The sequence below is a fragment of the Arthrobacter sp. H35-D1 genome (genome assembly GCF_030063185.1).
Classification (GTDB): Bacteria; Actinomycetota; Actinomycetes; order Actinomycetales; family Micrococcaceae; genus Specibacter.
The window spans coordinates 263,281-278,920 of sequence record NZ_JASISP010000001.1 but is presented as its reverse complement, the minus strand read 5'-3'; the positions used below and the strand labels follow the sequence as shown (position 1 = coordinate 278,920).

General features: G+C 63.1%; 13 protein-coding genes. 3 read left to right on the top strand and 10 right to left on the bottom strand.

The features are described 5' to 3' along the window. Positions 1-116 precede the first annotated feature (116 nt). The 6 genes from QMG25_RS01340 to trmB form a co-directional block, all read right to left on the bottom strand. Positions 117-1,370: an MFS transporter gene (locus tag QMG25_RS01340; protein ID WP_283456518.1), complete on the bottom strand. Its 1,254-nt coding sequence runs from the start codon at positions 1,368-1,370 to the stop codon at positions 117-119. 12 nt (positions 1,371-1,382) lie between these two features. Next, positions 1,383-2,129 (bottom strand): respiratory nitrate reductase subunit gamma, encoded by a 747-nt coding sequence (gene narI, locus QMG25_RS01335; RefSeq protein WP_283456516.1) that lies wholly within the window; start codon positions 2,127-2,129, stop codon positions 1,383-1,385. A gap of 3 nt (positions 2,130-2,132) precedes the next feature. Then, a complete protein-coding gene (gene narJ / locus QMG25_RS01330) occupies positions 2,133-2,753 on the bottom strand; it encodes a nitrate reductase molybdenum cofactor assembly chaperone (RefSeq protein ID WP_283456514.1) in 621 nt (206 codons plus the stop codon). Next, entirely contained in the window at positions 2,750-4,471 is a 1,722-nt protein-coding gene (gene narH / locus QMG25_RS01325; protein WP_283456512.1) for a nitrate reductase subunit beta, read from the bottom strand. Before narH ends, narJ begins: the two co-directional genes overlap by 4 nt. Next, positions 4,471-8,184: a nitrate reductase subunit alpha gene (locus QMG25_RS01320; RefSeq protein ID WP_283456510.1), complete on the bottom strand. Its 3,714-nt coding sequence runs from the start codon at positions 8,182-8,184 to the stop codon at positions 4,471-4,473. The genes narH and QMG25_RS01320 overlap by 1 nt, the downstream gene beginning before the upstream one ends. 253 nt (positions 8,185-8,437) lie before the next feature. Continuing rightward, positions 8,438-9,418 (bottom strand): tRNA (guanosine(46)-N7)-methyltransferase TrmB, encoded by a 981-nt coding sequence (trmB, locus tag QMG25_RS01315; protein ID WP_283456508.1) that lies wholly within the window; start codon positions 9,416-9,418, stop codon positions 8,438-8,440. A gap of 630 nt (positions 9,419-10,048) precedes the next feature. On the opposite strand from trmB, the gene QMG25_RS01310 reads away from it, so the two are divergent. Next, positions 10,049-11,713 carry a DEAD/DEAH box helicase gene (locus QMG25_RS01310; protein ID WP_283456506.1) on the top strand — a complete coding sequence of 555 codons (1,665 nt, stop codon included), beginning with the start codon at positions 10,049-10,051 and terminating at the stop codon, positions 11,711-11,713. 322 nt (positions 11,714-12,035) lie between these two features. Here the strand turns inward: QMG25_RS01310 and QMG25_RS01305 are convergent, their stop codons facing one another. The 4 genes from QMG25_RS01305 to QMG25_RS01290 form a co-directional block, all read right to left on the bottom strand. Continuing rightward, entirely contained in the window at positions 12,036-12,821 is a 786-nt protein-coding gene (locus tag QMG25_RS01305; protein ID WP_283456504.1) for a hypothetical protein, read from the bottom strand. 166 nt (positions 12,822-12,987) lie between these two features. Beyond that, entirely contained in the window at positions 12,988-13,614 is a 627-nt protein-coding gene (locus tag QMG25_RS01300; protein ID WP_283456502.1) for a HutD/Ves family protein, read from the bottom strand. Next, entirely contained in the window at positions 13,614-13,847 is a 234-nt protein-coding gene (locus QMG25_RS01295; RefSeq protein WP_283456500.1) for a hypothetical protein, read from the bottom strand. Before QMG25_RS01295 ends, QMG25_RS01300 begins: the two co-directional genes overlap by 1 nt. A 93-nt stretch (positions 13,848-13,940) precedes the next feature. Continuing rightward, on the bottom strand, positions 13,941-14,342 hold the full coding sequence (locus QMG25_RS01290) for a YccF domain-containing protein (RefSeq protein WP_283456498.1): 402 nt from the start codon (positions 14,340-14,342) through the stop codon (positions 13,941-13,943). A gap of 168 nt (positions 14,343-14,510) precedes the next feature. Between QMG25_RS01290 and QMG25_RS01285 the strand changes: the two genes are divergently transcribed. Both QMG25_RS01285 and QMG25_RS01280 read left to right on the top strand, forming a co-directional pair. After that, complete coding sequence (locus QMG25_RS01285; protein ID WP_283456497.1) at positions 14,511-15,098, top strand: hypothetical protein; 588 nt, start codon at positions 14,511-14,513, stop codon at positions 15,096-15,098. After that, a complete protein-coding gene (locus QMG25_RS01280; RefSeq protein ID WP_283456495.1) occupies positions 15,095-15,619 on the top strand; it encodes a PspA/IM30 family protein in 525 nt (174 codons plus the stop codon). The genes QMG25_RS01285 and QMG25_RS01280 overlap by 4 nt, the downstream gene beginning before the upstream one ends. Positions 15,620-15,640 lie beyond the last annotated feature (21 nt).

Here is a 15,640-nt window from a genome sequence, read left to right as displayed (position 1 = left end):
AATCTTACGCAGGATTGAGGACGCATGTTTACCCAGAGACAAGACAGGCCGCCACAAGACAGGCCGCCACAAGACAGGCCGCCCCCTACTCGCTGACAGCGGGCAGGGGGCAGAGGCTAGGTTTTGGCCGCTGAAGGATCCTTGGAAGGATCCTTGGCTGGGGTCCTGACGAAGAACAGTGTGAAGAGCAGCGCCACAATGGATGTAATGACAAGCAACGAGAGCCCAATGGCGTACTTGTAGTTCGCAGCGTCAGGGTTGTACGTCAGGCCCATAACAAGCGGTGGGAAGTAACCGCCCAGACCGCCGGCGGCACTGACAATGCCTCCGATGGTTCCCATCCTGCCCTCCGGGGAGAGTTTGCCCACCCACGCAAACACGCCACCGGTGCCCAGGCCAAGTGCTGCGGCCAAGCCAATGAATATGGGGCCCGCCTCAACGTCGGCTGCCGGTTCAAGCGCCACAACGAAGCCCAAAATGGCCACGCCCACCAAGGAAGCCAGCACCACGGGCTTGGAACCAATTTTATCTGCCAATACGCCGCCAACGGGGCGGGCGAGGACTGCCGCCAAGGCAAAGCCGGCCGTTCGGGCACCGGCCGAGCTCGGGTCAAACTCGTAGACGTCGCGCAGGTAGGTGGGCAGATACGTCGCGAACGAAACAAAGCCGCCAAAGACCACTGCATACAGGAAGCATAATTTCCACGTGACAGCCAGCTTTGAGGCCTCAATGAGCTCGGGCATGACGGGAGTTTTGCTGGGCTTCCAGTCGGGTGAATTCTTCATGAAGAACCAGACAAGGGCCGCCATGACGGCCAGCAGCGCGGCAATGAGGAGGTGTGTGGGCACGTAGCCAATGGACTGCACTAAGCGCGGGTTCAGGAAGGCGGCCAAGGCGGTTCCGCCCATGCCGGCACCAAAGACACCGGTGGCAAAGCCGCGCCTGGACGGTGGGTACCAGGCGCTGACAAAGGGAATACCGACGGCAAACACAGTGCCCGCCACACCGAGCAGGAAGCCGCCAATGAGAACAATCGCGAAGGAGTTCAGCGACCCGCCCAGCGCCACGAGCAGCACTGTGGGGATGGTGGCCAACAAAACAAAGGTGAACAGTGCCCGTCCACCATATTTGTCCGTCATGGCGCCCACCACAATGCGGCCCAGCGAACCCACAAAGATGGGCATTGCCACCAAAATACCCATGGTCCCCGAGGACAGTTCCATGTTTTTGGCGTAGTACGTGCTCAGAGTTGCAATGGCGTTCCAAGCCCAGAAGGCAACCACCGAGGCTGCCGTGGCCAGGATCAGGTTCATGGCCTGGCCCTGGAGGGCTTGTTGGGGAGGCGCGCTTGCCGTTGCGTTTCGTGCCATGGTCGCTCCTGATTAGCGGTGTCGGGTGTCGCTGTCGCGGGTACCCACATCTGACCAGCCGTGCTGGTTGGCCACGGTGGGGCCCTTGTCCCGCGAGCGGTACACGATGTAAGGGCGGAACAAGTAGTGCAGGGGGGCTGTGAAAGCGTGGACAAGGCGAGTGAAAGGCCACACCATAAACAGCAGCATGCCCACAATCGTGTGCATGTGGAACGACAGCGGTGCCGCCGCCATGGAGGCCACATCCGGCTGGAAGATGAACAGTGAGCGGAACCACGGGGAGACTGTTTCCCGGTAGGTGACGCCGTGTTCGTCAAAGAACACGCTGGCAAGCGTTGTCCACAGGCCGAACACAATGGCTGCCACCAGCACCACATACATGAGTTTGTCGTTCTTGGTGGTGGCCATGAAAACGGGTCCCGTCTTGCGACGGCGGTAGATCAACAAGACGATTCCGCCGAGCGTGCCAACCCCTGCAATCGTGCCGACGAACAAGGCGTTGAAGTGGTAGAGGTCTTCGCTCATCCCCACAGCCTCAGTCCACGACTTGGGAATCACCAAGCCAAAGAAGTGCCCGGCGATGACTGCCAACAGCCCAAAGTGAAAGACGGGGGAGCCAATGCGCAGCAACTTTGACTCGTAGAGCTGGGAGGAACGGGTGGTCCAGCCGAACTGGTCGTACTTGTAGCGCCAGAGGGATCCCCCCACCAGAATGACAACCATGACGTACGGCAGCACACCCCACAAAAAGATGTCCATTTCTCATGCCCCTCTCATGGGCAGCAGTCGCGGGTCGTAAGGGTCAAGGCCGACCGATTCGGTGGGCGGACCGAAACCTGCCATCCGCATGACGGCTTGTTCATCTGCCGGGGACACCCCGGGCAGGGTGCTGCAAACAGCCTGCACGATCTCCGTGTGGGCCAAGTTGTCCCGCAGCAGCCCGAACTTGATCAGCTCAAGGCTGGGCCTGTACTGCTGCAACAATTCCTTGCCTGTGGCGAGGTCGACGGTGGCTGCGTACTCCAGCACCATGGGCAGGAAGTCAGGCAGTTCCCCGCGAGTATTGACGAGTGTGTCGGAGCCGCGGTACACCTTTTTGAAAGCGCCCAGGACCTCGCCGCGGCGGCGGGTGTCTCCGTCGGTCCAGTAGGACAGGTGCAGGGCATGGCGTTTGCCGAGATCGAATTCTGCGACGTACTGGCTCTGCAGCGCCATGAGTTCCTTGTTTTCCAGGGAATCAAGGACGACGGCGAACGGGGCCAGCGCTCCGGGGAACTCGCCGAGGGCCGCCCGCATGAGTGGCACCCGTTCAAGGAGCTGTTCATCCGGGTAGGACAGGCACCACGCCGCCGCCAGGAAGGTGATCTGGTCCTTGCGGCTCATGAACCCCCACCGCCTTCCAGCGCATCCTCGCGGTCATCCTCGCGCGGTGGTTCGGTGGGGTGATGTTGCGGGAACAGGCCGGCCGGTGCGCCGTTGCCGTCCCAGTTGAGCAGGTTCACCCGGCCGCGCAGTGTTTCAGCCCCCGCCACCGAGTCGGAGGTTTGGCGGTCCTTGAGTGCATTGAAGGTTTCCACGGCAACAGGGGTGGGGCGTCCGCTTGCTTCCCCGAACGGGGAGTCTCCCATGGCGCCCATGCCCGGACCGCCGTCGAAGTCCAGGGAGCAACCCATCTCCTCGAGGTCATGTGCCTGTTCGGCGTGCGCCTTGGGAATCACGTAGCGCTCGTCGTACTTGGCGATGGCCATGAGCCGGTACATCTCATACATGGTTTCCCCGTCCATGCCCACCGAGGCGGGAATGGACTCGTCGGGATCGTTGCCCAGCGAGATGCCGCGCATGTAAGCCCGCATGGCGGCGAGCTTCCGCAGCACTTCGGTGACAAGTTCGGTGTCCCCGGCCGTGAACAGCTCCGCCAGGTACTCCACCGGGATGCGCAAGGAATCGATGGCGCCGAACAGCACCCCCGAATCCTCCGCGTCGTGGCCCTGTTCGCGCAGCAGGTCAACGACGGGCGACAGCGGCGGAATGTACCAAACCATGGGCATGGTCCGGTATTCCGGGTGCAGCGGAAGAGCTAGCTTGTACACCTTTGTCAGGGCATACACCGGCGATTTCTGGGCCGCGTCGATCCAGTCCTCCTGGATGCCCTGTTCGCGGGCCGCTGCAATGACGGCCGGGTCGTTGGGGTCCAGCAGCACATCCATCTGTGCCTGGTACAGGTGCTGCGGGTCGGTGACGGAGGCAGCTGCGGTGACGGCATCGGCGTCGTACAGGAAAAGCCCCAAGTACCGCAGCCGGCCAACGCAGGTTTCCGAGCACACGGTGGGCAGGCCCACTTCAATGCGCGGGTAGCAGAACGTGCACTTCTCGGCCTTGCCGGTCTTGTGGTTGAAGTAGATCTTCTTGTACGGGCAACCCGTCATGCACTGGCGCCAGCCGCGGCACTGGTCCTGATCGACCAGAACAATGCCGTCCTCCACCCGCTTGTAAATGGCGCCGGAAGGGCACGAGGCCATGCAGGAGGGGTTCAGGCAGTGCTCGCAAATGCGCGGCAGGTAGAACATGAACGTCTGCTCGAACTCAAACTTGATCTTGTCCTCGGACTCGCGGCGCACCTTCTCCACGATCGGGTCCAAATGGCCCATTTCCTCGGTGCCGCCCAGGTCGTCGTCCCAGTTGGCGCTCCACGTGATCTTCGTGTCCTTGCCGGTGATGAGGGATTTGGGCCTGGCCACCGGAAAGTCATCACCCAGGGGCGCGTCAACAAGGGTCTTGTAGTCGTAGGTCCAGGGCTCGTAGTAGTCCTTGAGCTCGGGCTGGAGGGGACTGGCGAAGAGACCGAACAGCTTCTTCACACGCCCGCCGGCCTTGAGCTTGAGGCGGCCGCGCTTGTTCAGCTCCCAGCCGCCTTTCCATTTTTCCTGGTCCTCGTAGCGACGCGGGTATCCCTGCCCGGGGCGGGTCTCAACATTGTTGAACCAGACGTATTCCACCCCTGCCCGGTTGGTCCATGCCTGCTTGCACGTGACGGAACACGTGTGACAGCCAATGCACTTGTCCAGATTCATGACCATGCCCATTTGAGCCATTACACGCATTAGTACTGCACCTCCTGGGAACGACGGCGGATAGTGGAAACGTTGTCTCGCTGGTTTCCGGTGGGGCCAAGGTAGTTGAACGCGTAGGTCAGCTGACCATAGGCGCCAATCAGGTGAGACGGCTTGACCAGCAACCGGGTCAAAGAGTTGTGGATGCCACCGCGGCGGCCGGTGGCCTCGGACTTGGGCACATCGATGGTGCGCTCTTGCGCGTGGTAGACGTACACCACACCTTCCGGCATGCGGTGGCTGACCACGGCGCGGGCCACGAACACGCCGTTCATGTTCACGGCCTCCACCCAATCGTTGTCCTTGACCTTGATGGATTTGGCGTCTTGCGGGCTCATCCACACGGTGGGGCCACCACGGGAGAGCGAGAGCATGAGCAGGTTGTCCTGGTATTCGGAGTGGATGGACCACTTGGAGTGCGGGGTCAGGTAGCGCACCACCACCTCCTTCTCCCCGTTGGGGCCGAACTTCGGTTCCCCAAACAGCCGCTGCATATCCAGCGGCGGACGGTAGATCGGCAAGGCCTCGCCAATGTCGATGATCCAGTCGTGGTCCAGAAAGAAATGCATGCGACCGGTCAGCGTGTGGAAAGGCTTGAGCCGCTCAATGTTCTGGGTGAACGGTGAATAGCGCCGCCCTCCCGTTTCCGAACCGGACCATTCCGGGGAGGTGATCACCGGCACCGGCCCGGCCTGGGTCATGGCGAAGGAAATATGTTTTTCTTCGCTGCCCTCGGCCAGGTCCGCCAGTTTCACACCAGTGCGCTTCTCCAATTCCTTGAAGCCACTGACGGCCAGCTGGCCGTTGCAGGTGCCGGAGAATGTCAGGATGGCCTCGGCCATTTTCGCGTCAGTGTCGATGGCCGGGCGCCCGTGCGCGTAACCGCCCATCATGACGCCGTTCGCCTTGGCCAGATGGTTGAGCGCCTTGTCCAGCTTGTAGTTGACGTCCTTGACGGTGAAGCCGAGCTTGTCGGCCAGGGGCCCGACGGCGGCCAGCTTGTGGGCGATGGCCGTGTAGTCGCGCTCCACAATGGTGAAGTTGGGCATGTTCTGCCCCGGCACGCCGTCGATGCCGTCTTCGCGCCAGTCGCGGACCACGCCGCCGGGCTGGGCGATCTGGCCCACGGTGTCGTGGATCATCGGCACGGTCACCAGGTCCTTGCGGGTGCCCAGATGCACTGCCGCCTGGCGGGAGAATTCCTCAGCCAGCAGGTGGAACATCTCAAAGTCGGTCTTGGTTTCCCATGGCGGGTCGATGGCCGGGGTGAATGCGTGCACAAACGGGTGCATGTCGGTGGAGGAGAGGTCGTGCTTCTCGTACCAGGTGGCCGCGGGGAATACGACGTCGGACAGCAGGGTGGTGCTTGTCATCCGGAAGTCCGCGGACATCAGGAAGTCAAGCTTTCCTTCCGGGCCTTTCTCGTGCCACTTGACGGTCTTTGGCTTCAATGAGGACTCGCTGTCCTGGCCCATCACATTGTTGTGCGTGCCCAGCAGGTTGCGCAGGAAGTACTCGTTGCCCTTGGCTGAGGAGCCGAACAGGTTTGAGCGCCACAGGATCAAGGTTCGCGGCCAGTTCTCCGGGGCGTCAATGTCCTCGATGGCGAGGTCCAGATTGCGGCTCTTCAGCGACTGTGCAACCCACGTTTTTTCATCCGGAGCCTCGCCGGCGGCAACGGCCGCCTCCGCCTGATCGGCGACGTCCAATGGGTTTTTGTCAAAGAACGGGTAGAACGGCATCCAGCCCAGCCGGGCGGACTGTGCCAGGGCGTCGGCCGTATGCATGCCGTCCAGCGCGCCCGTGGACAGGGGCGACTTCAGTGCATCCGCCGAGTACCCGTCCTGGCGCCACTGGTCCGTGTGCATGTACCAATAGCCGGTGCCGATCATGGTCCGCGGCGGGCGAGACCAGTCGAGGGCGTTGGCAAGAGACACCCAGCCGGTGAGCGGGCGCGTCTTTTCCTGGCCCACATAATGGGCCCAGCCGCCGCCGTTGCGACCCATGCATCCGGTCAGCATGACAAGGGCCAAAATGGCGCGGTAGGTGGTGTCGCCGTGGAACCACTGGCAGATGCCGGCACCCATGATGATCATGGAGCGGCCCTTGGACTGTTCTGCGTTGCGGGCAAATTCGCGGGCAATGCGGATGCACGCCTGGGCAGGAACGGAGGTGATCTCCTCCTGCCAGGCGGGGGTGTACGGGGTGCTGGTGTCGTTGTAGTCCTTGGCCCAGTCGCCGGGAAGACCTGCGCGGCCCACGCCGTATTGGGCCAGCATGAGGTCGTACACGGTGGTGACAAGGTGTTCGCCCACCATTGTGGTGGGGACTCCGCGGCGCAGCACGGTGCCTGCCCCGCCCGGATCCTCAAAGCACGGCAGCAGGATTTCCGCGGACTCGGTGGAGACTTCATCCAGGCTCAAGGCCGGTTCGATGCCCGTCAGGTCAAGGTTCCACTTGCCCTCCCCGGTCTTGGAATAGCGGTGTCCCAGCGTTCCGTTGGGGATGATGGCCTGCCCGGAGACCTTGTCAAAGAGCATCGTTTTGAAGGCTGCGTCTTCTTCGTTCTCGTTGCCGGGGACGAAGGCGGCGGTGAGGAATTTCCCGGCGTTGTACGTCCCGTCGTCGTTCTTCTCCAAACGCACCAGGAAGGGAAGGTCGGTGAACTGGCGCACGTAGCTCTGGAAGAATGGGACCTGCCGGTCCACGAAGAATTCCTTGAGCGTCACGTGACCCATGCCCATGGCGAGAGCGGCGTCGGTGCCAGCCTGGGCCGGGAGCCATTCGTCGGCGAACTTGGTGTTGTCCGCGTAGTCGGGGCTGATGGCGATGACCTTCGTGCCGCGGTAGCGGACCTCAGTCATCCAGTGCGCATCTGGGGTGCGGGTGACGGGGACGTTGGAGCCCCACATCATCAGGTAGGTGGCATCCCACCAGTCGCCGGACTCGGGGACGTCCGTCTGGTCGCCGAAGACCTGCGGGCTGGCCACGGGAAGGTCCGCGTACCAGTCGTAGAAGGACGTCATGACGCCGCCCACGAGCTGGACAAAACGGGTGCCGATGGTGTGGCTGACCATGGACATGGCCGGGATCGGGGAGAAGCCGGAGCAGCGGTCGGGGCCGTACGTCTTAATGGTGTTCACGTGAGCCGCGGAAGCGATTTCCAGCGCCTCGGCCCACGAGGTGCGGACCAGGCCGCCCTTGCCGCGGGCGTTCTGGTAGCGGCGGCGCTTCTCCGGATCGCCTGCCACCTCGGCGAAAGCCAGGACGGGATCCTTGAGGCGGGACTTTGCCTCGCGGTACAGGTCCACGAGCACACCGCGGGCGTAAGGGAAGCGAACCCTTGTGGGGGAGTAGGTGTACCAGGAAAATGCGGCGCCGCGGGGGCAGCCGCGGGGCTCGTATTCGGGGCTGTCGGGACCCACCGAGGGGTAGTCGGTTTGCTGCGACTCCCAGGTGATGATGCCGTCCTTCACATAGACCTTCCACGAGCACGAGCCCGTGCAGTTCACGCCGTGGGTTGAACGCACCACCTTGTCGTGGCTCCACCGGTCGCGATAGAAAATATCGCCCGCCCGGCCACCCTCGCGGAAAACCGCACGGGAATCATCGGTCTCGTCCCATTTCGTAAAGAAACGGCCAAGCTTCAACATGGCGTCCGACGCCGGTCCATCGACCCCTGCGACAAAAGGTTCAGCACTCATGGCCCCACCCTATGGGGAGTTCAAGGCCAATTCTAGGGCCGTTCGATTAGTCAACAGATCGCTGCCGTAATTCGACTCTATTTGTTGCCTAGAATATGCGACTTTTGTGTTTGAGGGTCGAAAACCCATTCAAATATTACTTTTAATCCAGCTATTTTTACGCAGCCATTGCGGTGTTGCCGGGTTTGTGCTAATACAAAACACGCAGGGTCCCCGGACGGGCCCTGCGCGCTTGTTGTGTCAGCCAGCTGTGTCAGTTGCGACGGAAGCCCAGATCGAAGATGACGCGCCCGGCCTTGTGCGCCTTGTTCTCAAAGCTGGTCAGGATGCGACCGTCAAAACGCGGGGCCCAGCCGCCCACCACGTCGGTCTCATCGCTTTGTTCGCAATCCACCCCGCTGCGCCGCGCCGCGGTGAGGGGGCTGGCCGCGCCCGTGCGCTCGCCGTCGTGCACGTTGGTGAAGTCGGCTGAGGCGGTGCCCACTTCGAGCATCTGCTCGGCGTAGGCGGACCAGTCGGTTGCCAGGCGCCAGATGCCACCGGGGGCGAGGACGCGGGCCACGAGCGGGGCGAAGGCGTCCTTGACCATGCGGCGCTTGTTGTGTTTTGTCTTATGCCAAGGGTCGGGGAAGAAGACCCAAACTTCGCTCACGGAACCTCCCGGCAGCATGGAGTTCAGAACCTCGGGTGCGTTGGCTTGGACCACGCGGACGTTGCGGATCTTGTTGGCGACGAGCTTCTGGATGGTCTGGGCCAGGCCGGGGGTGTAGACCTCTACGGCAAGGAAGTCCTTGTCCGGATTTTCCATGGCGGCATGGACAATGGCATCGCCCAGGCCGGAGCCGATTTCGACGACGAGCGGGGCCGTGCGGCCAAATTCCTCTGCAGCGTCAAAGACGTACTCCGGATGGACGGACGTGTCGGCAATGTGGCGGGGGATGTCCACGGCCAGGTAGGCGGAGTGGTCATCCCAAGCTTTCTGGCGCTTGCCCTGCAGACGGGTGCCACGGCGCACAAACGACACTGTCTGCCTGCGGTACGTGCCCTCGGCAGCCTGGGTTCCCGGAGTGACGGGCCGGGACGAGCCGTCCTGGGTGCGCGGCGCCTTTTCCGCTGAGCTCTGCTCGTGTGCGCTCTGCTCTGGCTCGTGTCCCTCCAACTGGCTGTGGTGCGGCTGGGCAGTGTCGGCAGCAGTTGCGGGGGATTCGGGGCCGGAGGCTTGGATATCATTCATCCCTTTAAGGGTACCGGGGATTTCCGGGCCGCCCTGGTTTTAGAATTTCAGGCTCCGGACTGCCGGCGGTCCCCCGCGGATGCACGATTGCCTCGGCCTCGGTTCATATTGCAGCTGATGCAGGTGCTGGAGGGCCGCCTCAGTCCGTATTGCAGCTGATGCAGGTGCTGGAGGGCCGCCTCAGTCCGTATTGCAGCTGATGCGGGTGCTGGACAGTCGCCTCGGTTCATATGGCAGCAAATGCGGGTGCCGACGCGAGTAACCCGCATTTGCTGCCATATGAAGGGGATTGGGTCTGAAAAGTCGTGGATAAGTCGCATCAGCTGCAGTATGAACCTGCGGCTGGATGTGCCGGCACGCTGGCCGTGGAGCCCCGCGGCGTTGTGGCACGGCGGCACAAAACGTGATTTGCGGCACTAAGGTGAGGCTCCGGCGTCGTGCCGCTGCTAGTATGGGAATACTTAATGTGCGTATCGCGCATTCTGCGTCGATGAACGCATGCATCTTGTCCCGCAACGAATTTGCTTCAAAGCATCCCGCGGTTGACTCGCTCTGGCATTGAATCGGCGAACCCGCGGTCAAAACTGCCCGTGGGACGTTGAACCGCCTTACGAAAGATTCTCTCTTTACATGACAACTTTTGCTGCCCTTGGTGCGCCCAAGGAAATCGTTGCTTCACTCGCCGCTCAGGGCATTGAGGAAGCATTCCCCATTCAGGTCAAGACCTTGCCGGACACGCTGGCAGGCCGGGACGTGTTGGGCCGCGGCCGCACCGGCTCCGGCAAGACCATTGCCTTCGCCATCCCGCTCGTGGCCCGCTTGGCCGAGCGCGAAGCTCCGTACTTCCGCAAGCCCGGCCGCCCCATGGGCCTGGTCCTCGCCCCGACCCGTGAGCTGGCCACCCAGCTGAACAACACCATCGAGCCCCTCGCCAAGGCCATGGGCTTGAACACCACAGTCATTTACGGCGGCGTGTCACAGGCTCGCCAGGAAAAGGCCCTGCGCGCCGGCGTCGACATTGTCATCGCCTGCCCGGGCCGCCTGGAAGACCTCATGAAGCAGCGCATCGTGTCGCTGGAAAGCGTTGAGATCACCGTCCTGGACGAGGCCGACCACATGGCTGACCTCGGCTTCCTGCCGGTTGTGAAGCGTCTGCTGGACACCACTCCCACGCAGGGCCAGCGCATGCTGTTCTCCGCAACGTTGGATAACGGCGTGGACAAGATCGTCCAGCGTTACCTCTCCAACCAGCTCACCCACTCGGTCGACGAGCCCACAGCCGCGGTTTCCACCATGGAACACCACGTCCTAGTGGTCAACGACCAGACCGTGAAGAAGCAGGTCATTGTTGAGCTGGCATCGGGCGAGGGCCGCCGGATCCTGTTCATGCGCACCAAACACCACGCCCGCAAGCTGGCCAAGACCTTGACCGACGCCGGCATCCCCGCCGTCGACCTGCACGGAAACCTCTCCCAGAACGCCCGCGACAGGAACCTGGCCGAGTTCTCCACCGGAGGCGTCCGCGTCTTGGTCGCCACCGACGTTGCCGCCCGCGGCGTGCACGTTGACGACATTGAACTGGTCATCCACGTCGACCCGCCCACAGAGCACAAGGCCTACCTGCACCGTTCAGGCCGCACCGCCCGTGCCGGATCCGACGGCGTCGTCGTCACCTTGACGCTGCCCGAGCAGCAGAGCGACGTGAAGAAGCTCATGCGAGCGGCCGGCGTGGACGTGAACTTTGAGCGCGTCACGTCCAGCTCACCGGTGGTTGCCAACTTGGTGGGCGACGTTGCCGACAAGATTGATCCACGCACCCGTGCCGCATTGCTCGCGGCCAAGGCACCTGCCCAGGGTGGCGGAGCGTCAACTGGCGCCAATGCCCAGCGCAAGCGTGCACGCACCGGCGCAGCCCCCACGGCCGGAGGTCGCGGCGGACGCGGCGGACGCGGTCGCGTCTCCGCCGATGCCGGCGAGCGTTCAGGTACCGGCCGTCCGGCAAGCTCCGGTCGCCCTGCACGTTCCGGCGAGGGCCGTCCAGCCCGCTCCGGTGAAGGCCGCCCGGCACGCGAGAACGATGTGGCCCGCGGCAAGCGCGCCCCCCATGCCGGCGGCTCACGTGAAGGTGCTCGCGAGGGAGCTCGCAGCGGCGCCAGCGTGGCCTGGTCCTCGAACACCGGTGGCACCTCCGGCGGAAGCTACAACGCCAACGGTGGGGGCCAGTCCCGTCCGGGCCGCTCCAGCGGACCCCGCCGTGCCACGGCACCTGCATCGAACCAGCGCCGCACCCGCTAACCCGGGTCTGATCCGTTAGGCAGCGCCAAACAAGCAGCCCGCAGCACGCGCAGAATCGTTGAACTTGACGATCCTGCGCATGCTGCGGGCTTTTTGCTGCCAAATCCGCGACTATCGTTGCCGAATCCGTGCCCGGCGCTGCTGAACCGCGCCGGGTACTGCCGAAGCCGCGTCTTGGCCGCGGCACTCGCCGTCTCGAGGCCGCGTCTTGGCCGCCTGCCCGCGACTACCCCGCGACCCCGCGGCTGCCCAACGGCGGTTTCGCTGGCCGGACGCGGTCGTGCGGGGCAGCGGCGGGCTCGCGGCGGTACGCTGCGCGTATTCAGTCCGAAGTGGTGGGTGTTGGCGGTGTCAGGCCGGCGAATGGTTCCAGGGCCTTCGCCAAGGCGGCTCGATCGGCACGCGGCACCGTGGTGACGCCGTAACTGATGGAAATGGAGCGCGGCGGGAGTTTGGACTCTTCGTAGTCCTTGGCGGCCGCTCCCGTGGGGTCCCGGGCGACATCGACTATGTAGACGGAGAGCCATTGCATGCCTGAATGGGCCGTGCCGTCCCACCACCAGAGCTTTTGTGGGTCGGCCGTGCCGTACTCTTCCAGCAGATCCTTCTGCCACTCAGGATCATTCTTGAAAGTGTCGCCATGATGGGTGACCTGCACCGCACCCAGTCCGTGTGCGCGGGTGATGCGGCTGATGATGGCCATGATCCTTTCCCACTCCGCAGTGCCGGCCGGTACAGTGTTGCTGTTCCAGCCAACAGAGTTCCAGGTGGTGGTCATGGCTTCGCCGCCGTAGCCGTTGCCCGAGGACGGGTACCAGCCCTGCTCGCCGCGTGCGTTCCACTCGAGATTGAATTCTCTGCCCAACGCTGTCTTGATCTCGGAGAGAATAGCAGCAGAGATTTCCTCGCTATCCTCCTTCACCGGAGCGGTCAGCACCTCATCGGGCGTCCTATAGGCGTGGAGCGGATAGTCCCGCCAATTCACGGTTACTTCCTGGCCCGAGGCGTTGGTATAGGTGCTGGTTGGTGCGGCAGCGCAGGCGCTGACACTGGCCAGTGCAGCCGCCACCGCAAACCCCGCCAGCGCCGTGCGAATCCTGTTCTTCATGCTGAAACCCTTCCCCCGAAACAGCCAGTTTAGGGGGATGGATGGCAAGGAGGCCTCAGGCCAGGGGATGAAAACCCGCCGCATTCGCGCCAGACTTCAGGCCGACGCCGGAAAGCTCGACGCCGGAAAGCTCGACGCCGGAAAACTCCGGCCCGCGGCGGGGAAGCTAGGAAGCTGCGTCGACGCTCAGCACGGCAAGGAAGCCGCGTCCGGAAATTTCGGGCGCTGCGTCGGCGCCGACGACGGTGTCGAACTTTCCCAGCGACTCGACGACGGGCGGCACGGCGGCGGCTCCGGAGTCGTCGGTGGAATCCAGCGTTGTGACGACGGGGTCAACGTCGGCGGGCTCGACGGCCGCTGGGGAAACCGTGGCCGAACCTTGCAGCAGCACGGCGAACTGGTCGGCAAAAACGGGATGGGGCCGCTTTTTCGAGAGCTCGATGATGGCGGCGTAGCCCTTGAAAGCACCGCGCCGGGTCATCAGGTTCAGGTCCTTCAGGGCGCCGGTGGGCAAGGTGGCGGAGGTCTCGGAGTCGCCGGAAAAGCGGAAGGGTCGGTACTTTTCCAAGGCTTGCTCAACACCGTCGACAGTCAGGGCAATGAGCTCGCCCTCGACCACTGTGATGATCCTGTCAATGCCGGGCAGCGGTGAAAACGGGCCGGCCTTGGCCACGTCGGCCAGGCTTAACCGCCAATCCCAGCTGGCGGCGTCGTCGGGGCCAGCCGCAATTTGCCGCGTGGCCCCGCCCGCCCAAGGCATGGCCTTCAGGGAGGCGTAGCGGATGATCTGCACTATTTTTCGTCCACATTCTTCACGCTGTACACGTGCAGGCGCTTGGGATCGGAAGGACGACGGCGGACCTTGCGTTTGTAGTACGACCAGCCGCCCGTGATGGCCAGGGACACGGCAAAGGCCAGCACAATCTTGATGGGCAGGTTGAAGCGGGTAAACGTGAGCACCAGGATCATGGCGGCGAAGCTGGCGAAGCTGACAAGGATGTCCAGCCAGTCGGTCTTATTGCGCATGGCACCAGCTTACGCGGAATTGCCCTGGACAGGGCGTTGGGCGTTGCCGCCGGGCAGCTCCCGCCCCGGACCGGGCAGGCGGATTGCCCCGGGTCAACGGTAGATTTTCACGAACGGCTGGTTGGTGGGGACGATTTCCTTTCCGAGGGGCATGAGCGAAATGGGGATCATCTTCAGGTTGGCGATGGCCAACGGGATGCCAATGATGGTGATGGCCATGGCAAAAGCCGTGGTGACGTGGGCAATGACAATCCAAATTCCGGCCACCAGCAGCCAGATGACATTGCCCAGGGTGCTGGCGATGCCTGTGCCGCCGGGTTTGTCCACCACTGTCCTGCCAAAGGGCCACAGCGCGTAGTTGGCAATGCGGAAGGAGGCGATGCCCCACGGAATCGTCACAATGAGCAGGCAGCAAACAATGCCAGCCAGGCAATAGCCCAACGCGAGCCAGAAACCGCCCAACACCAGCCAAATGACATTCAAAATGGTCTTCATCGTTCCATTCTGCCCTGCCGCACCCACAATTGCCTCAACGGAAACCCGGTGAAAACCCTGAATCCGCTCCAGCAAGCAGAGCGTGCCCACACCCGGGACAGCCACCGGTGCTACGCTAATTTTGACCAGTAGTCAGCGCAGCTCAAAGGCAAGGAAACCGACGATTCCATGGACTTCGGCACCGTCTTCTTGATCCTCATGCTGGTGATCATCGCCATTGTTGTTGGCGTGGCCATCACCGTGGGGGTGTTGGTTTCACGCGGGGTGGTGAGCCTTGTGAAGATTTCCAAGCCCAAATACGAATCCGCCAAGCGCAGTGCCTTGAAGGTTCGGGCGGACTCCACCACAGGGCCCATGGGGGAGATCCTCAAGCAGCGTGTGGAGCTGGCGGACTCGCTGCAAGCCACCCGCCGTTCCCTCGACGCGGCACAGGGCACCCGCCAGTACACCGGCAATTTGGAGTCGATCTTCAACACCCTCCAGCAGACCGGAACGCTCATGGAGCACCAGCTTTTGGTGGCTCAGCAGGAGCCCGACCCAGCTGTCCAGTCGCTGTACGCGAAAACCCTCGGTGTGCAGGTGGAACAGATTACGCAAACCGCCAAGGGGCTGCGCAACGCCCTGGCCAGTGCCGCCGCGCCAGCGGGCGACGTTGATTTGAAGGACCTCACCCGCACCCTTGAGATCGAGGCAGCCATGCTGAAGAAATGGTCCAAGACGTACACCGATCTCGGCACCGACCAGCCAGGCCCATGAGCTTTTTCGCCCGGATTGCCGCTGCTTTCAAGCCGCGCAAGTCCAAGCAGCAAAACAAGGACGACGCCGGGGCCTCCTCCCGCGACCAGCTCACTTTGGGTGAAGCCCAGCTCAAGCAGCAGGCCGCCGTGCAAAAGATGCGCCGCGGCGTGGCCGATGTTTCGGTCAGCCGGCAGCGGCTGGATCTGCAGGCTGAAGATTTGCAGCACGCGTTGGACGCCTTGGCGGAGCAAGCGGAAAAGTCACAGGCCACAGGGGACGGCGCCGCCGCCCAAACTGCCTTGGGGCGCCATCACATCATGGGCGAGCAGATGGTGGACCTGGTGGCGCAACGCGACGCCCTCGCAGAACAGGAAAGCATGCTTGTCGCCGCCTTGGCCCAACTGCAGGCGAGAGTCTCGGGGTTCAATGTCACTGCCGAAACACTCAAGGCCGCCCACACTGCCGCCGGTGCCGACCACGCCATTGGCAAAGCGCTTGAGGACTTCGACGACGCCCACAAGAGGCCTGGACCTGATTGAGTGCAACGGCAAGCATCATGT